The 22,749-nt window shown below is 41.9% G+C and carries 21 protein-coding genes; 10 read left to right on the forward strand and 11 right to left on the reverse strand.

The genetic code is table 11. The annotated features are described in order from the left end of the window. Positions 1–59 precede the first annotated feature (59 nt). Positions 60–1,055: a gluconate operon transcriptional repressor GntR gene (gene gntR, locus GKR61_RS12510; RefSeq protein ID WP_036955346.1), complete on the reverse strand. Its 996-nt coding sequence runs from the start codon at positions 1,053–1,055 to the stop codon at positions 60–62. 194 nt (positions 1,056–1,249) lie between these two features. Here gntR and GKR61_RS12515 point away from each other — a divergent pair, with 194 nt between their 5' ends. The 8 genes from GKR61_RS12515 to GKR61_RS12550 all read left to right on the forward strand — a co-directional run bounded on the left by GKR61_RS12515 (position 1,250) and on the right by GKR61_RS12550 (position 9,779). Continuing rightward, positions 1,250–2,281, forward strand: coding sequence for an ABC transporter substrate-binding protein (locus GKR61_RS12515; protein WP_154639817.1), 1,032 nt, complete (start codon positions 1,250–1,252; stop codon positions 2,279–2,281). Next, the gene (locus GKR61_RS12520) at positions 2,278–3,282 is read left to right on the forward strand and encodes a FecCD family ABC transporter permease (protein ID WP_036955349.1); all 1,005 of its coding nucleotides are present in this window, start codon (positions 2,278–2,280) and stop codon (positions 3,280–3,282) included. The genes GKR61_RS12515 and GKR61_RS12520 overlap by 4 nt, the downstream gene beginning before the upstream one ends. After that, entirely contained in the window at positions 3,279–4,046 is a 768-nt protein-coding gene (locus GKR61_RS12525; protein ID WP_036955352.1) for an ABC transporter ATP-binding protein, read from the forward strand. The genes GKR61_RS12520 and GKR61_RS12525 overlap by 4 nt, the downstream gene beginning before the upstream one ends. Positions 4,047–4,057: 11 nt before the next feature. Next, positions 4,058–4,876: a class I SAM-dependent methyltransferase gene (locus GKR61_RS12530; protein WP_154599660.1), complete on the forward strand. Its 819-nt coding sequence runs from the start codon at positions 4,058–4,060 to the stop codon at positions 4,874–4,876. Continuing rightward, positions 4,873–5,718 (forward strand): ModD protein, encoded by an 846-nt coding sequence (gene modD, locus GKR61_RS12535; protein WP_154599661.1) that lies wholly within the window; start codon positions 4,873–4,875, stop codon positions 5,716–5,718. Before GKR61_RS12530 ends, modD begins: the two co-directional genes overlap by 4 nt. 141 nt (positions 5,719–5,859) lie before the next feature. After that, complete coding sequence (locus GKR61_RS12540) at positions 5,860–7,890, forward strand: TonB-dependent receptor plug domain-containing protein (RefSeq protein WP_154599662.1); 2,031 nt, start codon at positions 5,860–5,862, stop codon at positions 7,888–7,890. A gap of 452 nt (positions 7,891–8,342) precedes the next feature. Continuing rightward, positions 8,343–9,302, forward strand: a complete 960-nt coding sequence (locus tag GKR61_RS12545; RefSeq protein WP_154599663.1) for a winged helix-turn-helix domain-containing protein — start codon at positions 8,343–8,345, stop codon at positions 9,300–9,302. Next, positions 9,303–9,779 (forward strand): FidL-like protein, encoded by a 477-nt coding sequence (locus tag GKR61_RS12550; protein ID WP_036955365.1) that lies wholly within the window; start codon positions 9,303–9,305, stop codon positions 9,777–9,779. A 147-nt stretch (positions 9,780–9,926) separates the two neighbouring features. Here GKR61_RS12550 and GKR61_RS12555 read toward each other — a convergent pair whose 3' ends face one another. The 7 genes from GKR61_RS12555 to GKR61_RS12585 form a co-directional block, all read right to left on the reverse strand. Beyond that, positions 9,927–10,781: an MrpH family fimbial adhesin gene (locus GKR61_RS12555; RefSeq protein WP_036955368.1), complete on the reverse strand. Its 855-nt coding sequence runs from the start codon at positions 10,779–10,781 to the stop codon at positions 9,927–9,929. Between the two features lie 65 nt (positions 10,782–10,846). Beyond that, on the reverse strand, positions 10,847–11,398 hold the full coding sequence (locus tag GKR61_RS12560; RefSeq protein WP_036955373.1) for a fimbrial protein: 552 nt from the start codon (positions 11,396–11,398) through the stop codon (positions 10,847–10,849). Further along, positions 11,398–11,892: a fimbrial protein gene (locus tag GKR61_RS12565; protein ID WP_036955377.1), complete on the reverse strand. Its 495-nt coding sequence runs from the start codon at positions 11,890–11,892 to the stop codon at positions 11,398–11,400. Before GKR61_RS12565 ends, GKR61_RS12560 begins: the two co-directional genes overlap by 1 nt. 11 nt (positions 11,893–11,903) lie before the next feature. Further along, on the reverse strand, positions 11,904–12,395 hold the full coding sequence (locus GKR61_RS12570; RefSeq protein WP_036955381.1) for a fimbrial protein: 492 nt from the start codon (positions 12,393–12,395) through the stop codon (positions 11,904–11,906). Between the two features lie 11 nt (positions 12,396–12,406). Beyond that, positions 12,407–13,144: a fimbria/pilus periplasmic chaperone gene (locus GKR61_RS12575; RefSeq protein WP_108479282.1), complete on the reverse strand. Its 738-nt coding sequence runs from the start codon at positions 13,142–13,144 to the stop codon at positions 12,407–12,409. A 33-nt stretch (positions 13,145–13,177) separates the two neighbouring features. Continuing rightward, positions 13,178–15,667, reverse strand: coding sequence for a fimbria/pilus outer membrane usher protein (locus tag GKR61_RS12580; protein ID WP_230083161.1), 2,490 nt, complete (start codon positions 15,665–15,667; stop codon positions 13,178–13,180). Between the two features lie 101 nt (positions 15,668–15,768). Beyond that, the gene (locus GKR61_RS12585) at positions 15,769–16,347 is read right to left on the reverse strand and encodes a fimbrial protein (RefSeq protein ID WP_036955392.1); all 579 of its coding nucleotides are present in this window, start codon (positions 16,345–16,347) and stop codon (positions 15,769–15,771) included. Between the two features lie 965 nt (positions 16,348–17,312). Between GKR61_RS12585 and zur the strand changes: the two genes are divergently transcribed. Continuing rightward, entirely contained in the window at positions 17,313–17,828 is a 516-nt protein-coding gene (gene zur / locus GKR61_RS12590) for a zinc uptake transcriptional repressor Zur (protein ID WP_036955395.1), read from the forward strand. A 158-nt stretch (positions 17,829–17,986) separates the two neighbouring features. On the opposite strand, the gene lexA is transcribed toward zur, so the two are convergent. Continuing rightward, positions 17,987–18,604 (reverse strand): transcriptional repressor LexA, encoded by a 618-nt coding sequence (lexA, locus tag GKR61_RS12595; protein WP_036955398.1) that lies wholly within the window; start codon positions 18,602–18,604, stop codon positions 17,987–17,989. A gap of 137 nt (positions 18,605–18,741) precedes the next feature. Further along, complete coding sequence (locus tag GKR61_RS12600; RefSeq protein ID WP_036955402.1) at positions 18,742–19,116, reverse strand: diacylglycerol kinase; 375 nt, start codon at positions 19,114–19,116, stop codon at positions 18,742–18,744. Between the two features lie 124 nt (positions 19,117–19,240). Between GKR61_RS12600 and plsB the strand changes: the two genes are divergently transcribed. After that, positions 19,241–21,745: a glycerol-3-phosphate 1-O-acyltransferase PlsB gene (gene plsB, locus GKR61_RS12605; protein ID WP_154599664.1), complete on the forward strand. Its 2,505-nt coding sequence runs from the start codon at positions 19,241–19,243 to the stop codon at positions 21,743–21,745. A 78-nt stretch (positions 21,746–21,823) separates the two neighbouring features. On the opposite strand, the gene ubiA is transcribed toward plsB, so the two are convergent. Next, the gene (gene ubiA, locus GKR61_RS12610) at positions 21,824–22,678 is read right to left on the reverse strand and encodes a 4-hydroxybenzoate octaprenyltransferase (protein WP_036955408.1); all 855 of its coding nucleotides are present in this window, start codon (positions 22,676–22,678) and stop codon (positions 21,824–21,826) included. Positions 22,679–22,749 lie beyond the last annotated feature (71 nt).

Genomic DNA, 22,749 nt, shown 5'->3' on the forward strand with positions numbered 1-22,749 from the left:
AAAACAGCGGAATTGTGATGGTAATCGCAATAATGTTTTGCTGACTCGATGCAACCTTACTAGATACTTTCACCAGTTAGTAACTTAAAACCAACATCGAATTTTTTCTGTGCTAATTTTTCACCGCGCATCCTTGCCAGCAGCACTTCTGCCGCCTTGCGCCCCATAAGGTCACGAGGGGTTAAGATACTGGCTAATTTCGGTGTCATCACCTGTCCCACATCGTGTCCATGGAAGCCCGAAATAGCCAAATCATTGGGGACATTAATCCCTAAACGCTGGCATTCAAAAATCGCGCCGATGGCTAAGTCATCGTTAGTACAAAATAGCCCATCCGTATCGGGGTATTTTACGCGGCATTCTTGAAGTAATTGTGCGCCAAGAGAATAAGAGGAGCTCTCTTGAGTCATTAAATTACGCGGAGTTAGTTTGGCATCGAGCATGGCTTTTTCATAACCTTCCAAACGGATGATTGTCCGCTCATCCTGCCTCGCCCCTAAATAGACTACTTTTCGGCAGCCACGGTCGATCATCGCCTGCGTCATTTGGCGAGACGCTTCAAAGTTATCAATACCTACCGCGGCATCAAAACAAGGCGAAATACTGTCCATAATTTCAACGACAGGGATCCCCGCCGTTTTTAACATGCGCAGGGTGCGCTCGGTATGGGTACGCTCCGCTAAAATCACGCCATCAATATTGTAAGAAAGTAACGAAGTTAAGCGCTCTTCCTCTTTTTCTGCACGATAACCATAGTGCGCCAACATGGTTTGATAACCATGTTTGTCGGTGACGGCTTCAATACCGCGGATCACTTCGGCAAAAACTTGGTTAGTTAATGATGGCAATAAAACGCCGATGGCGTGGCTTGTGGCATTCGACAAAATATCAGGCGCTTTGTTTGGGATATAGCCTAATTCCTCCACTGCACTGGCAATTTTCCCGCGCAAGGATTCTGAAACTTGCTCAGGATTTCGCAGGAAACGGCTCACCGTCATTTTTGTGATACCGACTCGGTCGGCTACATCTTGCAAAGAAGGTCGTTTATTCTTCATATATCCCAGATTATCTATAATACGCCGTTATATTTCGCTATGTTCTGCGATCTGCCAGTGGATATCAATCCTTGATATTGCTTTAAATCACAGAAACATCGACTTTTCAGTGCTATCTCATTTTTACTGTTGACTCTGTTGCCTGACTTCGCTAATTTTCGCGCTATATAAATATAAGTATAACGATGTTAATTATGGCAATGAACAGAAGACATTTTATCCAATCCTGCGCTGTCCTTGCGGCATACTACAGTTTACCTGCATTTAGTCGCAGCCCTGTCGCAGAGGCATTATTCGGTACTTTACCTGCAAATGGTAACATTCAAAAGGTGATCACGGCGGGTCCGCCCGCAGACTTACTGATGTTTGCCCTCACCCCAGAAAAAATGGTGGGTTTTGCCTCGATTAACTTGAAAAAAGGGAATAGTGAACTATTTGCGCCACAATGGATGAATTTGCCTGTTTATGGTCGTCTTGCGGGACGAGGTAGCACGTTATCCCTTGAACAATTATTGGCTTATCACCCTGATTTGATCCTCGATACTGGCAATATCGATGAAACCTACCGTTCCCAAGCGGAAAAAGTCGCCAAACAAACGGGGATCCCGTATTTGCTGATGGATGGTAAGCTGATTGATGCTCCGCAACAGCTGTGTCAACTTGGTCGTCTATTGAATGTTAATCAGCAAGCTGAAAAACTGAGTATGGTAGCAGAACGCTATCTTAGCAATGCGCAGCAATTTGCACTGACTCAACAACAAAAACCCCTCAGTTTTTACCTCGCCAGAGGTGCAAAAGGACTACAAACCGGCACAAAAGGTTCTATTCATACTGAAGCCATCGAAATGCTCGGTTTTCGTAATGTGGTGGACATCGATGGATTCCACGGTTTGACCGATGTTTCCATGGAACAGCTGTACCAGTGGGAGCCAGATATTATCATCACCCAATATGATGAATCTGTTGAATTAATTACTCGCTCGCCATTATGGGCAGGACTCAAAGCCATCTCATCGAATAACCTGTTCGTATTCAGTGGGATGCCATTCGGTTGGTTAGATGGTCCACCAGGGATCAACCGTTTACTGGGCATGAGACGCTTACAAAGTCACTTTGATAAAGCGGTTGAAGAGACGATGACTCACGATCTAAGACAATTTTTTGAGCTGTTCTACCATTCATCGCTCACTCAAGAGCAGGTCGACTTGCTAATGGAAAGGTCATGACGGCGAGCTGGCTCAATACCAAAACTAAGCCATTATTATTGATGGCTATTTTGCTACTCTGTTTTCTGATGGCATTAACCAGTGGTAAATACTCACTAACCTTGGAAGAGCTCTATCACTTGTTTACTCAAGCGCCCGTCGATGATCCTCGTAGCAATACGGTATTTTGGCAAATTCGCTTTCCACGCGTCTTAGCCGCCATCTTGATTGGAGGCGGGCTAGCGATTGCTGGCGCGGCTTATCAAGGTATGTTTCGTAACCCTCTCGTTTCCCCTGATATTTTAGGCGTTTCCGCAGGGGCGGGCGTCGGAGCTGTTTTAGGGATATTTCTCGGACAATCTCTGGTATCTATCCAACTGTTTGCTTTTGTGGGTGGGCTTATCACGGTGGCGGTGGTGTATCTGATTGCTCGCCTAGCCCGCCAGCACGATCCTATTCTATCCCTTGTGCTAGTTGGGGTTGCCGTCAGTGCAATTTGCGGCTCCGCCATCTCATTAATGAAAATTTTAGCCGACCCCTACACGCAGCTTCCTTCTATCACGTTCTGGCTACTCGGTGGATTATCTTCCATTACTCAGCAAGATTTATGGTCAGTGCTGCCCATTATGATCGTGGGTTTCGTGCCATTATTGATGCTGCGTTGGCGCATGAATTTGCTAAGTTTATCCGATGAAGAAGCCAAAAGTTTAGGCGTAAATGTCACACTCAATCGCACCATTTTGATTGTTAGCGCAACCCTGATTACCGCCAGCACCGTGTCGATAGCTGGCATTATTGGCTGGGTAGGATTGATTGTTCCCCATATTACGCGAATGATAGTGGGTGCTAACTTCCGCTATCAGCTCCCTGCAGCAATGGCTATCGGCGCTATTTTACTGCTGATCACCGATACGCTAGCTCGCACCATTGCAGCCATTGAGTTACCGCTCGGAATCTTAACCTCCGCCGTGGGCGCACCCTTTTTCTTAGCCATTTTGCTACAAACAAGGCGGGTTAAATGAGTATTTTAACCCTAGACAATGTGGCGATTGGCTACCACCACCAAGCCATTATTGAAGGCATTAACCTGCATTTACCTGAAGGTGAGATGACCTGCTTGCTGGGCGCGAATGGGTGCGGAAAAACCACCTTAATGAAAACCTTATTAGGGTTACTTCCTGCCATTGATGGAGATATACGCTTGCAAGGACAATCCATCAGCCGGCTGAAACAGCGAGATATCGCGAAAGTGATTGCTTACGTACCCCAAGCTCACGATACGCCCTTTACGTTTTCGGTGGTCGATATGGTGATGATGGGGCTCACCCCCTATCTCTCAGCGTTCAGCGTACCCGGTGAAAAAGAGAAAGTCAGTGCCATCGCGCAATTGACCCAATTTGGCATTGCTCACCTTGCAGAGCGCTTGTATAGCACCCTCAGCGGAGGGGAAAAGCAGCTGGTTTTAATTGCCAGAGCCTTGGTACAAAAACCCAAGTTATTGATTATGGATGAACCCGCCGCCAGTCTCGATTTTGGCAATCAAATTCGGTTGTTACAGCATATCGAAACACTAAAGCAGCATGGGATCACGGTGTTAATGTCCACCCATCACCCCCAACATGCCGCTGCCATTGCCGACCATGTGATTTTATTAAACAAACAACAGCAGGCACGGCAAGGCTCGACTCAAAGTATGTTAACGCTCACTAACTTGGCAGAACTCTATAATATCGATGCACCGAGTATTACGGCGCATTTTCAGCTTCCACTCAATTTTACTTGTTAAGGTCAGGGATCATGCTTATTCACCAACTCGATTTTGCCGCGATGTATCAGCAGCATATGCAACAAGCCCAACGCACACGCAAAGAACCAGAACATTGGGATAAAAAAGCCCACCAAATGGCGCAAAACTGTGCCAATCCGAACGACCCATACTTAATTCGCTTTCGCCAATTAATGGATTTTACGGGTGCAAAAACCTTGCTGGATGTGGGATGTGGACCTGGCTCTATTAGCCTTTATCTCGCTAACCAATTTCAATCTGTCACCGGCATTGACTACAGTGCAGGTATGCTCGAAATGGCCAATATTCGCGCCAAAGAGATGAATGTCACCAATGCGCAATTTAAAACCCTTGCGTGGGAAGATAGCTGGGACGATTTACCAAAAGCCGATATTTCGGTGGCCTCCCGTTCTACCCTCGTGGATGACCTAAAAGCCGCAATGTTAAAGCTCAACCGCCAAACTAACCTACGCGTGTATACCACCCATACCGTTAACCCGACATTTATTGATGAGAAAATTATCCGCGAAATTGGGCGCGAAGTGGTTAGTCTGCCAACCTATATCTATGCCGTGAATGTCTTGCATCAAATGGGGATCCATGCCCGTGTCGACTTTATTAAAAGTCCAAATCGGGGTGGATTCGATAACGTGGATGCATTTATCGACAGCGTAAACTGGTCGCTCAAAGATCTCACCGAAGAAGAAACTGAAAAGCTGCGCGCTTACTACGAGAAACAAACCGCCGATGGTAAAGCCCTGCCGTTCCCATCCCGCGATTGGGCGATGGTCTCATGGGATGTGGTGGATGAAGTGGAACTAACATTATGATTTACTTGCCTGACACCCTAATTGACCAGCTGCTTCTCGATGATATCCAGTATGGGGATCTCACCAGCCGCGCGCTTGGCTTACACACCCAGCAAGGCACCATGACCTTTACCTCGAAACTTGGCGGCTGTGTAAGCGGGTTGGATATCGCCCAACGTATACTCACAAAGCTGGGCATACGCAGCGAATGCCTATTTCGTGACGGAGATATTGTGGAGCCACAAAGCCGCTTGATTAACGCGTCTGGCTCGGTTGAAGCACTGCATCAAGGGTGGAAGGCAGTCCAGAATGTCCTTGAATGGTGTGGTGGCGTCAGTCACTACACCCATCAAATGGTCACGATATTAAAAAAATATCACCCTAATGGGCAGCTCGCTTGCACACGGAAAACCATTCCCGCGACCAAGCCCCTTGCGTTAACCGCGATCCTCGCTGGTGGCGGCATTGTCCATCGTGCTGGCAGCGCAGAAACTATCTTGCTCTTTACCAATCATCGCAACTGCCTTACAAATCCCGATGATTGGCAATCTCATGTCGATACGTTACGAGCGGCCGCGCCTGAGAAGCAGATCATCGTTGAAGCCGATGATTATCAGCAAGCTCTGCTTGCCATTGATACCAACGCCGATATTGTCCAGCTGGATAAACTTCCTGTGGAGCAGATTCAGCAATTACAACGCTTGGTGAATGAGAAAAAATCCCGCTGCCGATTATCCATTGCCGGTGGCGTTAACTTGCAAACTATCGAAAGTTTCGCCCAAGCGGGTGTTCCTCTGTTGATCACTTCAGCTCCCTATTACGCAAACCCGAGAGACATCAAAGTACAGATATTTAAATCTTAACGACCCAAATACATAGATTTAAAACCTTATCCTGCGGCTCACCGCGGGATAGTGTTTTATGGCAAAAGCGACGCCTATCGTTATATAAAAATAAATATATCGATATAAGTCGCAGGAAAAACTAACTGGAAATTATTAATAATGAAAATAAAACAAATTACCTATTTGATAGGAATGGCGTTATTCGCAACACAGGGGCAAGCAGCAACGACCTCTCCAGAGAATAATCAGGCACAAGCTGACGCGAGCCGCGATGTGATGTCAGTCTGGAGTACCCCACTCGCCGCTGATGCTAACGTGATCACTGAGTCGCAAATGAAGCAACTCAATAAAACCAACGTGGCTCAAGCTCTCAGCACCCTACCCGGCGTGGCGATCCAAAAATCCGGTAACCGTAATGAGACTCAAGTGAATGTACGTGGTTTTGATAGCCGCCAAGTGCCTGTTTTCTTTGACGGTATCCCGACCTATGTTCCTTATGACGGTACCCTTGACCTTGGGCGTTTTATGACCAGTGAACTGGCAAGTGTTGAGCTTTCTACGGGGTATACGTCCCTGTTACAAGGTCCGAACTTAATGGGCGGCGCCATCAACTTAACCACCGCGACCCCAAAAAAACCGTTCGAAGCGAATATCAGCCTGAACCAAGGCTTTGCGCGTGGTGCAGATAATGCCCATAACGTTAGCGCCCGCCTTGGTGGTCGCAATGATTTAGGTTTTATTCAAGTCAGTGGTAGCCAATATAAGCAGCGCTTTATGGGTCTACCTAGCTCTGATGATAATAACCCGTATGCGGGAACGCATGGACGCCGCACTAACTCCGCCACCGATGATAAGCGTTTGATGCTGAAAATGGGCTGGACGCCACGAGAAGCCGATGAGTATGTGGTGACTTATATTAAGCAAGATGGTGACAAAAACAGCGCGCCGAATGCCAACTCTGATAAGCAGCAGATCTGGCAGTGGCCAGCTTATGATAAAGAGAGCATCTACTTTAATGGCACCACCCAAGTCACTGATGGTATTGCACTGCAAAGCCGCGTTTATCACGATTCATTCAAAAACACGCTGCACCAGTACAAATCCGTCAAGGATTATCAAAAAGGTAATTATAACTACAGCCGCTATGATGACTACAGCAACGGTGCAGACTTGCGTGCAGACTTTACTGTACGTGAATTAGATATGCTGTCATTTGCCGCACACTGGAAAGAAGACGTTCACCGCTCTCGCAGTAATAAAACCAACCCATTTGACCGTTATAAAGATCAAACCTGGTCTGTCTCTACCGAATACCAATGGGTTGCGACAGATAAGCTCGATATCATCGGCGGAATTGGCTATGACTGGCGTGATAGTGATGATGGAAAACGCTATATATACAATAAAAAAACCGGTGCAATGGAAGGCGTTCAACATTATGACAATAACAACCAACATACCTTCAACTGGGAGATGATGGCCCGTTACCATTTAGAAAATGAAGATACCGTTCAATTCTCTGTATCCGAAAGAACACGTTTCCCGACACAAAAAGAGCGCTACACCGAAAATAAAATGAAGAATGATGATTCATTCCTCATTAACCCACATTTAGATGCTGAGCGTGCACTGACCTTTGATTTAACTTATAAAGGGCATTTCACTCCAGTGTGGAGCTATACAGCAAGTACCTACTATAACCACGTTTCTGATGCCATCATGGCGCACCATGTAGGCGAAAATAAAAAAGGTGGCGCATTACTGCAAAACCGTAATAGCGGCAAAGTGGATTATATCGGCGCGGATTTAGGCACTACAGGGCAAATCACCGATTGGATGGAAGCAGGTATGAACTACAGCTATATCCACGCGGATCCGAAACACTATAGCGTACGCCATGTTGCAGAGCTGCCAACCCACAAAGCGTTTGCTTGGGTGAAATTTACCCCATATCAGCCAATGAGCATTACGATTACAGAAGAAGCCAGAAGCTGGGCATTTAACTATGTGGACAGTGAAGATAAGGTACGCGGCTTCGCCAAAACTGATCTCCGCGTGGATTATGACTTAGGGCATGGGCTATCTGTGAACAGCTCAGTCAACAACCTGTTCGACAAGTCTTATGAATATACTGATGGCTATATAGAAGAAGGTCGCAACTATTGGCTAGGAATTGAATATAAATACTAATACTTAATTTTATAAGGCAAGATATTACTTTCTTGCCTTATAAATTGAGAAATAAATTGTCTTATCAGTTAATTTCACCTATAAATAGAATTAAGCGAAATCCCTTAGGATAATTCTTATAAATAACTCTACTTATCGCGCTAGAAATTTAGTTTTATCTACCGATATAACAACGAAAACGAATATATTTATAATAATAAACTAGCAATAATATTTTATTTAGTTTATTACTCCAATATGATATTCAAATCAATATTTTTGCTAATTTACAGCAAAAAAGCTCATCTCCGAATACTTGAAGTTATTCCAATCCCTATTTAGACTATACCTATAATTAAATTAATAAAAATATATAAATCCCTAGAATAAATTTAACTTAAATTACATTAAGCCACTAATTAATAGTGGCTTAGCTATTGAATTATTTGAATTTCAGAGAGCAGAAGATAACTATGATTGAAAAACATGATTATACAATCGATAACAAGTTTATTTTTGAACACAGGACAAGTCGTATTTTTCTAAAAGATGATCCAGATCAACATATTGAATTATCTAAACCTGCCGCTCGATTATTTGGTGAAATTCTTTTATTAAATTTAAAGAAAGGTATTGCTACTCGAGACGAACTTCTTACAAATGTTTGGGAAGAATATGGTCTGGTTGGATCAAATAATAATTTAAACACCTATATCAGCGAAATAAGGAAAAAGCTTGAGCTGGTTGGTATTGATCCAAAAACAATTGTTACGGTTCCCAAAAAAGGATTTAGAATTGATAGTCATCTATCCAGTATTGCAATGGATAATGACAACAAGCAAACTGTATCCAATGAAATTATCACTTCAGATAATTATGGAATAACAGAAACACTTGTCACCCCATCTAAGAATTTGCTAATACCCCAAAATACTGAACTGACAAAAGTCGCTATTTCAGAGGGTGAAAATGAAATTTTAGAACTTAATACTTCAATAAGTAATAGCACCGATAATTCAAAGACGAAACCCATTGCAACTTCAGAAATCATTGCCACTAAAAATAGTAATCTAAAAGGTAGGATGCTTTTATTCGCTATCATTTCATTCATCTTTATTGGATCATTTTACTTATTTATCAATACACTAAAACCAAATAATGATAAAAGGAATAGCTATACAACATTTGGAAGCCGAGATAATTGCGTATTTCAATCTCCCATCAAAATAAATGAACAGGCAAAAAAAACCAATCTCGATTTTATTAATAAAAAGCTAGATAAATATAATATTGCCTGCGAAGAACCAAAACGAATTATTGTTCTTTCAGATGTCAATGCCTCTTACTCATTCGATAAAAATGCTGCAATTAGCGTTTGTAAAGAAAAAAATAATAAGTTTGACTGTGTTTCTATTAACGATCAGAGAATTTAAATGAAAAAGTATCTTATTACTGCGGCTCTAGCTGCGGTTATTATCCCCATTACTTATGTTACCTTTGCAAAAGATAAAGATGATGTAAAACTTTGTCATTCTGAAATTGTTTGGATAAAAGAAAATGGCACACCGGATGGTATTATCCTTAAATCTAAAATGTCATTACAGGTTTCAGACAATCATAATGGCAGAATGAATTTTTATGGTTATATAAAAAACCAAGAAACCATTTATCGATTAGATCGTGCTATTTATTTTTCCTATACACCGGTAGATAAAAAAGGTAATTATTTAATCGTGATGAATTCCTCATCAGTGACAAACTCTGATAGCACCCCTAATGACGTATTTGCCAATTTCATTCAATTGGAAAAAGACAAAATAAAATATTATGTAAATGTGACTAGAATGGAAGATAATGTTTATATTTTGAAGGATGAGGCCTATTCTGCCTTCACCTGTTATGTTGAATAAGCATAAAGCTTAATAAGTTCTATATTAGAAATGCGTATTTTAGAATAAATAAAAAAGATTAAAAAAAAGCCTACCAACATTTACGTTTAAGTAGGCAAAACCGTCAACATGGGAAAATGACGAATACAAAATTCTTAACGCTTTACATTATGGAATGGTCATTACCAGTGTAATTACACCACTAAAGTTACCCGCTGCAACCGTACCATTCGTTTTCAATACAGATTCTACTGTCACAAGCTCATTCGTATTTGCTCTTGCATTGATAATCGTGCCAAACCAAGCCGGTTGACCGTTCAATGTCACTCGTGACATCAATTCACCATTCGGACGTAAATTCACATACTCTTGCAACATATTTGAAGAAACTTTTACTCGCATGTTTTGGTTACAAACAATCGAGAAGAATCCACGCTGCGTATTTCCATTCAGATCCCCAGTGTTCAATGTACCGTGATCTAATTCCATTCGGTTATTTGCAACATAATTGAAATAGCACTTACCGGCAGGTGGTGGCGCAATACCACAGATCCCACCGGGTAGCATTTTCGCAGAACTACTAGTGCGGTTTGTATCTAAAAAGATACCGACACACTCATCTGCTGTAATCGCTCCGGAGTGACGACTATCCCCTCTTTTAGGAAAACTTAAACCACATTGATTTTGCGCTGCATCAATAATTGATTGCATCGTCGGGTAAGTCGCGAAATTTATGGAACACTCCCAGTCTTTACGAGACCCTGCTCCCCCAATATTTGGCGCTGTATGTAAATGGTTAATCGTAAAATAACAGTTCCTAGCGCCACCAGAACCTAGAACAGAAACACATGGATTTGGTTCCGTAGGAGAGTTAGCTCTCCAATAATCAAATTGGTAATAATAGGTATGGCTACTCCCTGAAGAGACAATGTCTTCAACATACGAAAAATATGTCGACCCATAACCAAGAGAGCTTATAAAAAGCAACGGTATTAAAAATAACCTTTGAATTCGTTTTCCCATTTCAGTTCTCTTTATTTACTTAATAAAGCTTAATTAAATCAAAGCCATAAACTTTGATAATAAAATTACTCGTACTCAAATATAAATGTTGCAGTGGCTGATATTTTACCGACTTTCACTTGTTTATTATTCACAACATCCGATGTCGCTTTGATAAATGAATTAAACTGTAATTCATTCTTACCTGCTTTACTGATTGGCATTAGCGATGAAAATTGGTTAATTTTCATCGGAGTTCCATCCGCCAACTCAATAAAAACACCTAATCCAGGGTTTAAATCACTGCCCGTCAACGCGAGGGAACCTGGCAACAGTAAGTTTTCAGTTCCTGAGAATTTTACTTTCACCTTTTGCGCAATGGTCAAATCGCAATCTGACAACACTAACGTGAAGGATTCATTCGGAAATTGAAATCCCGGCTCATAGATATCCAACAGTCGGATATCACCAAAATCGACTTCAACCTTTGAATTTTCTGGTAACACCACACAAGGTGCGTTCACCAGCGTCCCTTTGATTTTCATATTATTCTGCGCAGCTTGTGCAGGCATCGTTGCTACCGCAGCGAGGTTTCCCAGTAATGCAAATAAAATTCCAAAACGTATTTTCTTATTCATTATTGGTACTCCACTAGCATGGTTCCGTTTGCAATAAAGTCGCCCGTTTTCAGCTCTTTATTACCATCACGAACCAATACAGCCCAAAGTACCCCAGGGTTACTTGGGTTAATTAAATATTTTTTGCCTAAATCTAAAGTTTGATCGCCCAGTTGAAATTTAACCGCAAGATTGGTAATTCCTGTATTCAACCCATTAGTATCAAATGCACTTTTTGCGCCATTTAATGTTAAATACATGGCCCAATTGTTCTTGTTTTCTTCACACTGGATTTGGTAATTGACTTGTCTCTTTTGAGCATTACCTTGAATGGATTTAATGGAAACGTTACCAAACTCCACTTCAATATCTTTACCATTATCAATATGGCACGGTGGCGGCGTGATTAAATTACCTTTAATCAGAATGTCTGTTTCGTTATCTCTCGCCGTTGAAGAGAAAGGAAATAAGATAAACAGTAAAAACACCCCAATAAGCTTATAAATGTCCCGCATGTTTATCACCCTTATTGATACTCAACTTTGAGTGTCGCATTAGCCGTGAAGGCTTTCGCTGGCAAATCAGTACCGCTTTTCTTCACCAACACCGCAAATAATTTAGTCGGTGATGCAAAGTTAAAGGCACGCCTAGTTTTTAATGGGAAATCGCTGGTATCCGCCTTAAAAAGGACACCGAGATTATCGACACTCGTTTTAAGCACCCGCTGGTCAAATGCAGCGGGCGTGCCGTCAATATACATATTCAATTTTGGCTGAACGCCGTCTTTACAGGTAATGGTGTAGTCCATTGGCTGTTTATACACTTCACCTTCAATACGCGTTGTCATGACATCGCCAAAATCGACTTCTATGGCTTGTCCATTATTAATCTGGCAGGGTTTGGATAAGACGACACCTTTAATTTCTACATACAGGTAGCCTGAAAATCCAAGGGCACCTGACGTAAAAAGAGTCGATGATATCAATAATACCTTGGCTAAATTTTTAATAGACATCATAGCGGTAGACCTTATTTTCTAGGTACGACAGAACACTCAACCGCGCTGCAGTTAAATTTCAAGTCAATCGTACCGCCAAAATCGTTGAGATATACTAAGGTTGGTGATGCCCCGATATCCCCTGTATTTTTTCCTAAGCTAGTTTCACCACGAGGTGGAACCATAATAGGTTCAAAATCGGCAACTTCTGTCTTACCTTTGCTGAGTTTAGTGACTGATAGGAAGTAAGGGGTTGGGTTTTTAACGACATATCCACTACCCTGTTTCACCAGTTTAATATCGTTTTCTTGAGGAATAGTTTCCATTCTATCTTTCGTTGCAATCGCAGCGGGACGATAGAACAGTTTAATTTTTGTTTGTAACGCAATTTGTAATACATTGGCTTTCTCACTGCGCGGTGGTATTTCTCGCACGTTTAGGTAATAAACGCTTTCCTGATCTTTCGGTAATTTAGCGATAGCAGGTACAGACTGAATTTTAATTTGGCTTTTTGAATCCGCCTCAAGTCGGTGTACTGGCGGAGTCACAATAAAAGGTGAATTTACTTTTTCATCTTTATCATTTTCTATCCATGCTTGCGCCAAATAAGGGCTGGTTTTGTGTTCATTACTTAAACCTACGCTCACTGATTTATCGCCCTCGTTGTAAATCACACGAGTTCTATCAATAGCAATGGCTGCATAAGCTGATTGAGCCAATAATGAGGCACTTAAAATAGCGACCGCATTGCGTTTAGTTAATAAATTCATATATTCACCGTTGACGTTAAAAATTTTTTTTAATTATTTACATGGCAGTAAAACATCATGCTCCATGTTGCTATCTAATTTTTCAGGCAGTTGAATATGGCATGAAGTATCATCACCCCATGTCACATCAAGCGACTCTGATGGGTTAACACCCGCTAAGTAAACAAAACCTTTATCTGAAATAATTCCGACTTCTATTTTTTTCGCATTTTTCACTGAAGCCCCAAATGGTGGATAGCTTCCATCAGCTAAGCTGATAATTCCCATTAATTTTTCACCCGTGATGACATTGAATTTACGGTAACCAATGGCACCTTCTGTCAGAGTTGCATACTGTGTGGATTGCAGCGCTTCTGCATTATCCGGCACATTTTTCAGATCAATATTTAAGTTATTACGGTTATAGTCCATCACACTGGTGACCACCGCTTTACCGTAACGGTTAGTTTTTATTGGTGTTACTCCATTTAAGATGGGTACATCTGCGACACCATTAGTATCGACTAATATTCTGGATCCGCCACGAACTGAGTTATTACGGTGTATCGCGCCACCTTCAGGTGTCATCGTCATACCGCCTTTTAACTGCATAGAAACGGCGGTTTGGTTATCCTGAATATAGGTACCACTCAAATTCAGCTGGCTTCTATCGCCATCGTAACTATATGTACCCGCGGTCGTGACTTTATCTTTATCCCAGTTACCTGCAGATACAGAGTAAGAAGAGCGATTATCAATTCGGCTATAATAGTTAACGTTATTAGAGTTATTCCCCCCAGAAAAGGAACTGGAATAACTTATGCTCGACTCATTTTTATTTAATGGGATCATGAGGTTTAAATAAACGCCATCATCATCACGGTCACGTGATTTCGTTTTATAAGCTGTTAAACTCAGGCTGATATTTTTTACTTTGCCAATATCAAAATAGTTTGAAAGCGTAAAGTTATACTGGTTGGTTGATGCTCTATTCCAATAGGTTTGGTGCGAATAGTTCAAATACATATTGGCGTTATAATCCGGGAACGCCGTACCAAAAATAATGGTATAAAGTTCTTTACCGCTATCGACCTTATCGCCTTTATCGCCTTTATAGCGACGGTCAATAAACTGACTCATTGACATATAATTTCGTTCAGAGAATCGATAACCCGCAAACGTAATCTGGCTGTTAATTTCATCAAACTGCTTAGAATACGTCAGGTTATAAGAGTTACCGGTTAACGTTTCATTGTCATCCAGTCGCCCCATTTGCGCACGAGAAATGTTGATGTTTCCCGATAAAACACCAAATGGCGCAAAGTCACGACCTAAACCAAATGCAACGTTTTGATATTCAGATGATGCCTGTAAACCACCATAAACCGTGATATTGTTTGTCGCCCCCCAAGAGAGCGATCCCATGCTAAATCCAGGGCCTTGAGTATCATGGTCATCTTTTGTCGGTTTACCCATCACAAATTGATAAATCAGCTGACCAGGGCGTGTCAACGTACCCAGTCGAGAGGTTTCCACTCGATAGCTGCTTGTTGTGCCATCTTGCTCTTGAATCACTACATCCAGCGTACCGCCACCGAATGAGTTCACATCCTGAATACGGAATGGACCAGGGCTAACTTCTGTTTGATAAATAATACGACCATCTTGTTTTACCATGACTGTCGCATTCGTTTTTGCAACACCTGCAATTTCAGGCGCATAGCCTTGTAAGCGAGGTGGCAGCATGGATTCGTTGGTTTCTAAACTCGCACCAAGATAACGAATACTGTCAAACAGGTTTGACGCTAAATATTGCTCCCCGATCGTCAAACGCGCACTCAGTGAACGAATCGCTCTATAGGCGTATAATTGGTTCCAAGACCATGATTTACTACCTTTATTCAGCTCACCGTTTTGAGTTTGCCAATCGGCACGCAAACGCCATGCACCGAAGTTTGCACCCATTGTCCCTGTGGCCGTCAGACCTGATTTCGTTCCTTTATCGCCGGTTTGTCTATTAACAACGCGTCCTGTCGCGTTATAGTCAATAAATGCACCCATAATCCCGTCATCCCAACGAGATGGTGGGTCCCAATCAGGGTCTGAGTACTCCATGTAGGCCTGAGGAATATTGAACTGTACAACGTTCTTTGCCAAATCCCCTTGAATGGTCATATCCGGAACTGAGCGAATATCCAAACATTTTCCATCATCTAGCCATTTGACTTGGCTATTCCACTCCTTTTTTAATCCCAATAATGCATAAATTTCAGGCGTGATACATGCCAACGAAACTTTGTCGTCGTAATTAGGATTAAAAAAGGTGATAGGTTGTTCCATAGAAACTTTAGCGCGGTTAACTTCAATCGCTAAAGAGTAATCCCCAGGAGGGACATAGTTGGCATGAGAGAACTTACTGAAGTCGACGTTTTCTTTACCTTCAGAATCAATGAAGTCGGTGTTAAAATCAACGGCCTCTTCAGAGAATGCAACCATTGGCGTTAACATTAAAAGCATTAATTTTGTAATTAGATTTAGCTTCATGCTTTTCATTAACTATGCGCCTATACAAACAAATACAGTGAAGACGATATAAGAAATATGGCGTATGACTACGCCATATTGTTCTCTATAGGAACTGACTATTATTGGTAAACAATTTTGAAGTTAGCTACAGTGTCAAAACGACCTGTAGTAGCTTTTTGAGTTGGATCTTCGTTACCTTTAACGTACGCTGCGAAGTGCAGAGTAGTTTGTGAACCGTCACCATTGTTTAACGCGTAGCCGTCACCAGTACCTGGGAATGCTTTACCGAATTCAACGATTTTGTCAGCGCCGTTAGTGATTACGATACCAGCGTTTTTAACTTTACCGCCTAAGCCCAGTAAGTCACCAGTGAAGCCTTGGAAACCGTTTACTGTAGAACCAGTAAATGTGATTTTTGCGTTTTTGTAAGTTTCAGTAGAGCAGTTTTTCAGAACGATATCGAACGCTTTACTGTCTGAACGGAATTGGTTAGAAGTCAGTTCGTGTAACGCGATTTCGCCGAATTCAACTAATTGCTTCAGGTTGTCAGCATCGATTGAACATGGAACGTCGTTAATGAAACCAGTAAAACGGATTTCACCTTGTGAGCTTTCTACTGGATCAGCAGCTAAAGCAACACCTGAAACGCCAACACCTAAACCTAAAGCTAGAGTTAATGCTAATTTATTCAGTTTCATAAAAGTTTTCCTTTAAATGAGTAGGAACTGCTATTTCTCTTTTTCTCTTTCCTGTTTCCACTGATGCAAAATTAAGTCTATTTACTTAATCAGTGCACCCTTGAAAATTCCTCTAGCTTTCCTACTTGATGAATTTCATTCAGGTTAGAGATTTTTTTGTATAAACGAGCTCCATCTCATTTATGTGATTTAAAAAACAGAAATCATTAAGCCAACATTCTCACTTCTAAATTAATTACTGAGTCATTCAGTAATTAATTAAAATTGATATAGAACACTAAATGAATTCTGATAACTACCTTGTGATATTTTCTGATGTCAATTCTACATACGTGACATATGTTGTCAAAAACCACCCAAATAAAGCGTTGACTTGGTTTTTTATATCGGAAAAATGAGCAAAGACAACTTTTACCCACTGAATGAGTACTTAAATCTAAAGAAATGATGAATTACTTAGAAAGATTTATATGAAGACTTCATTTTGCATTTATAAAAATGTCTAAATATTGCAAAAAACCTATAAATATAAAAATCTATATTTATATTTAAATACAACTTAATAAACCGAACAGATGTAAATTTATTAGATTTAACATCTACCCGGTGTCTTTTTCGCGTCAGTAATCGCTACACAAGAAACAAGGGGTAAGATAAGTCTTAATTAAAATCAACGCTAAATAGTAACAATGAATTTCAATAATTGTTTTTATTTGGTTAAATTTAACACCCAATTATTAACTAAAATGTAGCAATTAATGATTTATTTAAAATAGAAAAAACCATCTCTTAAATAAGGAGTTCATTTTTTATTAATGTTGCCTTTATTAAAGTTAAAATTGCGTATTCAATTTAGTAAAAAATTGTTTATTTCATCACCACCATTTCAAACACAACAGAAATGGAAGTTATGGTAAACTAAACAGTAATAAAAACTTGAAGCTATCTAGGTGGGGCCAAACAAGATGAAAACAATCAGTGAAGACATGCTGCTTACGACGGCCGAACGTATTTGTCAGTCTCGAGGCGTGCGTTTGACCCCACAAAGAGAGACTGTTCTGCGATTAATAGCGCAGCAACACGGTGCGATCAGTGCTTATGATCTACTAGATTTACTGCGTGAAATAGAGCCTCAGGCTAAACCCCCTACCGTTTATCGCGGTTTAGAGTTCCTCATGGAACAAGGATTTATTCATAAAATTGAATCCACAAACAGCTATGTGGTTTGTCACCATGTGGATAATCCAAGCCATATTTCAGTGATGTTGATTTGCGATAATTGTGGCAATGTGACCGAAAGTGACTGCACGACTATCGAACAAGCGATTAGCACACTAGCGGAAGAAAATCATTTTCATCTCAGGCATACGGTGGTAGAAAACCATGGTTTATGTCAAAAATGTTTTGAGATTTCCAATTGCCAAGATCATGAACACTGTGAACATAACCATCACGCCACGGTCAGTTCAAAAAAGAAGTGATATAGAATAAGTGGTCTACAGGAAGTAAAATAAAGGAAGCTATATAGCAACATGGAAGATGGCTATATAAAGAAAAACAGTATGAAAATAGCTATATAAAGAAAGGCTATTCAAAAAATAGAGATATTGAGTCTGCTGCCAGACTCAATCACTCATCATCAATGCCAGTCACTGTTACGGATAACCCCAACAGCTAGACCTTCGATAGTAAAATTCTGTTCGCGTAAATCAACCACAATTGGTGCAAAATCAGAGTTTTCAGCAATAAGCTCAACGCGATTGCCTTGTTGCTTAAAGCGTTTAACAGTAACTTCATCTTCGATACGTGCCACAACAATTTGCCCATTATGGACATTCTGTGTTTTATGTACCGCAAGTAAATCACCATCCATGATACCGATATCTTTCATCGACATACCATTTACGCGTAATAAAAAGTCTGCGTGTGGTTTAAATAATTCTGGGTCGACTTGGTAATGGCTTTCAATATGTTCTTGTGCAAGCAATGGTTCGCCAGCAGCAACACGTCCAATCAGAGGAAGTCCTAAATCTTCGGATTCTTCTTCTAACAACAGACGAATGCCTCTGGAAGCTCCAGAAACAATCTCAATTACCCCTTTACGAGCTAAGGCTTTTAAATGTTCTTCTGCCGCATTAGGCGAACGAAAACCCAAACTTGCTGCTATCTCAGCGCGTGTTGGTGGCATGCCCGTTTGCGAAATGTGGTCACGCACCAGATCGTAAACTTGCTGTTGTCGAGCTGTCAGTGCTTTCATCCCGTTCCCCTGTTTGTTTATACAGTCAGACTGTGAGTATATACAGGTAAATGGGTATTGGGAACTGTTAAATTAGCCAAAACCTGCTTTTGTTGATGAATTTCTGGCTTTTTATCTCTTTTACTGTTTTTAGCCCACTAAGCCGTAAAATAACGTGCCCATAATACGGTTCCCCAGATAAACAGAGCTAATCCTATCGTGACGAACACGGCTGCGGAGCCGATATCTTTCGCTCGCCCAGATAATTCATGGTATTCACTGCCAATACGATCAACAACCGCCTCAATTGCACTGTTAATTAACTCAACGATTGCGACTAATACAACTGAACCAATCAACAAAATTCTGTCAATTTGGCTAATATCCAAGTAAAAAGCTATAATTATCGCAATGATAGCAGCAATCGCTTCTTGACGAAATGCAGCTTCATTTACCCATGCTGCTTTTAAACCTTTAAGGGAGTATCCAGCCGCTTTGATGACTCGAGTGAGTCCCTTAGTTTGACTTGCCATATTTTTTCCTTAATTTTTAAACAATAATCAACTTTTGCAGTCAAAGTGAATTATCGATAACAGATCTAAACGTTGCTTTCTGCTATGATTGCGCAGCATTACTAACAAGAGGCTATAATCATTTATGTCACTATGGCGTAAAATATATTACAACACGTTGAATTTACCACTGAAATTATTGGTAAAAAGTAAACTAATCCCAACGGATCCGATAACAGAGTTACAGCTTGACCCAAGCAAGCCAACGCTGTACGTCTTGCCATATCACTCAAAGTCCGACCTGCTCACGCTTCGCCAACAATGCTTAGCGATTGGTTTACCTGATCCGCTAGTGGATAACGACATCAATGGCACCAAGCTTCCAGCCTATGTGTTTATTGATGATGGTCCGCGCGTGTTCCGTTACTACTCCCCAGATCCACGTAAAGAGTCAGTAAAAATATTCCATGCGTATCTGGATTTGCATAAAAACAATCCAAATCTTGATATTCAAATGCTACCTGCATCCGTCATGTTTGGACGTGCGCCGGGTCGCGAAGGGCATAAGCCTGCCCCGCTAAAACTCCTAAACGGTGTGCAAAAATTCTTTGCGGTCCTGTGGTTAGGGCGCGATAGCTTTGTACGTTTCTCTCCGAGTATTTCTCTTGGTCAGATGGCGCAAGAACATGGCACCGACACCATCATTGCCAATAAACTTGCTCGCGTAGCACGTATTCACTACTCTCGTCAGCGTTTAGCTGCGGTCGGGCCAAAACTGCCTGCCCGTTATGAGCTATTTAATAAGCTGCTATCCTCTAAAGCGATTGAAAAAGCCGTTGAAGACGAAGCGCGCAGTAAAAAAATCCCATTACAAAAAGCTCAGCAAAATGCCGTGGCGATGATGGAAGAGATTGCAGCTAACTTCTCTTATGAAGCAGTGCGACTGACTGACCGTGTACTCGGTTGGACATGGAACCGCTTATACCAAGGGATCAATGTTCAACATGCTGAGCGCGTTCGCCAGCTGGCGCAAGATGGTCACGAAATTGTGTATGTGCCCTCTCACCGTAGCCATATGGACTACCTGCTGCTTTCTTATGTGCTTTATCACCAAGGCTTGGTGCCACCACACATTGCGGCGGGTATTAACCTTAACTTTTGGCCAGCCGGTCCTATTTTCCGCCGTTTAGGTGCGTTCTTTATTCGCCGTACGTTCAAAGGTAATAAACTCTATTCCACCGTATTCCGCGAATACCTCAGTGAGCTATTTGCTCGCGGCTATTCGATTGAATACTTTGTGGAAGGCGGTCGTTCACGTACAGGTCGCTTACTGGAACCGAAAACCGGTACCTTGTCGATGACCCTACAAGCGATGCTACGCGGAGACTCCCGCCCTATCACCATCGTTCCTATCTATATTGGTTATGAGCATGTGATGGAAGTAGGAACTTACGCAAAAGAGCTGCGTGGCGCTGAGAAAGAGAAAGAAGGCTTCTTCTCCATGGTACGTGGTCTGCGTAAACTACGTAATTTGGGTCAAGGTTATGTGAACTTTGGGCAACCAATTTCACTGACCCAGTACTTAAATAACCGCGTACCAAATTGGCGTGAATCTATCGACCCGATTGAACCACAGCGCCCGAGCTGGTTAAACCCAACCGTCAGCAGCTTAGCCGATAACATTATGGTGAATATCAATAATGCGGCAGCTGCCAACGCGATTAACCTATGTTCAACGGCATTGTTGGCTTCACGTCAGCGCTCGCTCACCCGTGAACAGCTGCTTGAACAAATCGAGTGCTATCTACAGCTACTGCGCAATGTGCCTTACACAGCCGATGCAACTACGCCGAACAAAACGGCTGAAGAGCTGCTTGAACACGCTTTGCAGATGAACAAGTTTGAAGTCGAAAAAGACAGCATGGGGGATATTATTATTCTGCCACGCGAAAATGCCGTCTTAATGACCTATTACCGTAACAATATTCATCACTTACTGGTTCTGCCTTCGCTTATCGCCAGCATTGTGCTGCACCATGAGCGCATTAGCCGTGATGCAATCCACCAGCAAGTTGCGCTGATTTATCCATTCCTGAAAGCTGAGCTGTTTATGCGTTATGACGCAAACGCGCTTACGGAAACAGTGGATACATTGATTGATGAGCTGAATAACCAACAACTGATCTGCTTGAAAGATGAGAATATGGTGGTGTTAAATCCTCGCCGTATCCGTCCGTTACAGCTACTGGCAGCTGGTGTTCGTGAAACACTGCAACGCTACGCCATTACACTGTCATTGCTCAATGCAAGCCCAGAAGTCAGCCGCAATACGTTAGAGAAAGAGAGTCGTATGCTCGCGCAGCGTCTGTCCGTTCTGCACGGTATTAACGCCCCTGAATTCTTTGATAAAGCCGTGTTCTCAACACTGGTCGATACCCTCAAAGAAGAAGGCTATATCGACAATAACGAGAATGATATTTTCTCGACGAATGCGAAGAACTTGTACGCCGTGCTTGCACGCTTGATGTCACCGGAAATCCGTCTGACCATTGAGAGCGTTAGCCAAACTGAAGAACTTTCCGCACCAAAACCAGCGCCGAAAAATACGCCGGAAAGTGCTGATGAAGACTCAGAAACCTCGCAAGAGTAATATCGCAACTCAATGATATTCAGCAATAAAAAAGGGTAATGCATCTGCATTACCCTTTTTCTTATCCCGTTTTAGCGGTTAAAAATAACTAATCACCATACCGATAAACAGAATAAAGCCAACATAGTTATTATTCATAAACGCTTTGAAACACGGCGCTCGTTCTCGGTTCACCATCAATTGCTGTTGATAAACAAACAGCGCAGCGGCTAGCACTAACGAACCATAATAAACCATGCCTAAGTTAGCCAATGAGCCAATCACCACCAGCAAGCCAACCATCACAATTTGCAGCAAACCAATAATCAGCTTGTCATATTGACCGAACAGAATCGCCGTTGATTTCACGCCAATTTTTAAATCATCGTTACGATCGACCATGGCATACTGCGTGTCATAAATCACTGACCAGATGATATTCACTAAAAACAGTAACCAACAAACTAGTGGTAAGGACTCACTAACTGCTGAGAATCCCATCGGGATTGACCAGCCAAATGCAGCGCCCAAGACTACTTGAGGCAAATGGCTCACACGTTTCACAAACGGGTAGATCCACGCTAGCGCTAAGCCTGCGACCGATAACCAGATGGTCATGGTATTCAGACTCAATACCAATAAGAAAGAGAGCCCTACCAACGCAGCAAATAGAATTTTTGCTTCTTTTTCCGTAACATCACCGCTAGGCAGTGGTCGGTGTTTAGTTCTTTCTACATGCCCATCGAAATTACGATCAGCAAAGTCATTGATAACACAGCCTGCGGCACGCATTAAAAATACACCGGCCGTAAAGACAATCAGAATATGCAAACTTGGCGTGCCTTGGGCGGCAATCCACAGCGCCCAATAGGTTGGCCACAGTAATAACAGTGAGCCAATAGGTCTATCAATACGCATTAAACGGCTGTATGCATGCCATTTACTTAGCGCCATACTTCCCTCCACGTTATCGTGCTCCTTTATGCTTCTATTTTACCCATAAACGTTATTTGAATTATGTTAGA

The organism is Providencia sp. wls1916, from assembly GCF_009706585.1.
Lineage (GTDB): Bacteria > Pseudomonadota > Gammaproteobacteria > Enterobacterales > Enterobacteriaceae > Providencia > Providencia lanzhouensis.

What these genes read in the sequence shown, in the direction of transcription:
- GKR61_RS12575 (WP_108479282.1), bottom strand. Translation starts at nt 13,144, where the DNA reads ATGAATTTATTAACTAAACGCAATGCGGTCGCTATTTTAAGTGCCTCA.
- GKR61_RS12600 (WP_036955402.1), bottom strand. Translation starts at nt 19,116, where the DNA reads ATGGCAAGTCAAACTAAGGGACTCACTCGAGTCATCAAAGCGGCTGGA.
- zur (WP_036955395.1), top strand. Translation starts at nt 17,313, where the DNA reads ATGAAAACAATCAGTGAAGACATGCTGCTTACGACGGCCGAACGTATT.
- GKR61_RS12585 (WP_036955392.1), bottom strand. Translation starts at nt 16,347, where the DNA reads ATGAAACTGAATAAATTAGCATTAACTCTAGCTTTAGGTTTAGGTGTT.
- GKR61_RS12540 (WP_154599662.1), top strand. Translation starts at nt 5,860, where the DNA reads ATGAAAATAAAACAAATTACCTATTTGATAGGAATGGCGTTATTCGCA.
- GKR61_RS12565 (WP_036955377.1), bottom strand. Translation starts at nt 11,892, where the DNA reads ATGCGGGACATTTATAAGCTTATTGGGGTGTTTTTACTGTTTATCTTA.
- lexA (WP_036955398.1), bottom strand. Translation starts at nt 18,604, where the DNA reads ATGAAAGCACTGACAGCTCGACAACAGCAAGTTTACGATCTGGTGCGT.
- GKR61_RS12570 (WP_036955381.1), bottom strand. Translation starts at nt 12,395, where the DNA reads ATGATGTCTATTAAAAATTTAGCCAAGGTATTATTGATATCATCGACT.
- GKR61_RS12555 (WP_036955368.1), bottom strand. Translation starts at nt 10,781, where the DNA reads ATGGGAAAACGAATTCAAAGGTTATTTTTAATACCGTTGCTTTTTATA.
- GKR61_RS12580 (WP_230083161.1), bottom strand. Translation starts at nt 15,667, where the DNA reads ATGAAGCTAAATCTAATTACAAAATTAATGCTTTTAATGTTAACGCCA.
- GKR61_RS12515 (WP_154639817.1), top strand. Translation starts at nt 1,250, where the DNA reads ATGGCAATGAACAGAAGACATTTTATCCAATCCTGCGCTGTCCTTGCG.
- GKR61_RS12530 (WP_154599660.1), top strand. Translation starts at nt 4,058, where the DNA reads ATGCTTATTCACCAACTCGATTTTGCCGCGATGTATCAGCAGCATATG.
- GKR61_RS12560 (WP_036955373.1), bottom strand. Translation starts at nt 11,398, where the DNA reads ATGAATAAGAAAATACGTTTTGGAATTTTATTTGCATTACTGGGAAAC.
- GKR61_RS12550 (WP_036955365.1), top strand. Translation starts at nt 9,303, where the DNA reads ATGAAAAAGTATCTTATTACTGCGGCTCTAGCTGCGGTTATTATCCCC.
- GKR61_RS12520 (WP_036955349.1), top strand. Translation starts at nt 2,278, where the DNA reads ATGACGGCGAGCTGGCTCAATACCAAAACTAAGCCATTATTATTGATG.
- modD (WP_154599661.1), top strand. Translation starts at nt 4,873, where the DNA reads ATGATTTACTTGCCTGACACCCTAATTGACCAGCTGCTTCTCGATGAT.
- gntR (WP_036955346.1), bottom strand. Translation starts at nt 1,055, where the DNA reads ATGAAGAATAAACGACCTTCTTTGCAAGATGTAGCCGACCGAGTCGGT.
- GKR61_RS12525 (WP_036955352.1), top strand. Translation starts at nt 3,279, where the DNA reads ATGAGTATTTTAACCCTAGACAATGTGGCGATTGGCTACCACCACCAA.
- plsB (WP_154599664.1), top strand. Translation starts at nt 19,241, where the DNA reads ATGTCACTATGGCGTAAAATATATTACAACACGTTGAATTTACCACTG.
- ubiA (WP_036955408.1), bottom strand. Translation starts at nt 22,678, where the DNA reads ATGGCGCTAAGTAAATGGCATGCATACAGCCGTTTAATGCGTATTGAT.
- GKR61_RS12545 (WP_154599663.1), top strand. Translation starts at nt 8,343, where the DNA reads ATGATTGAAAAACATGATTATACAATCGATAACAAGTTTATTTTTGAA.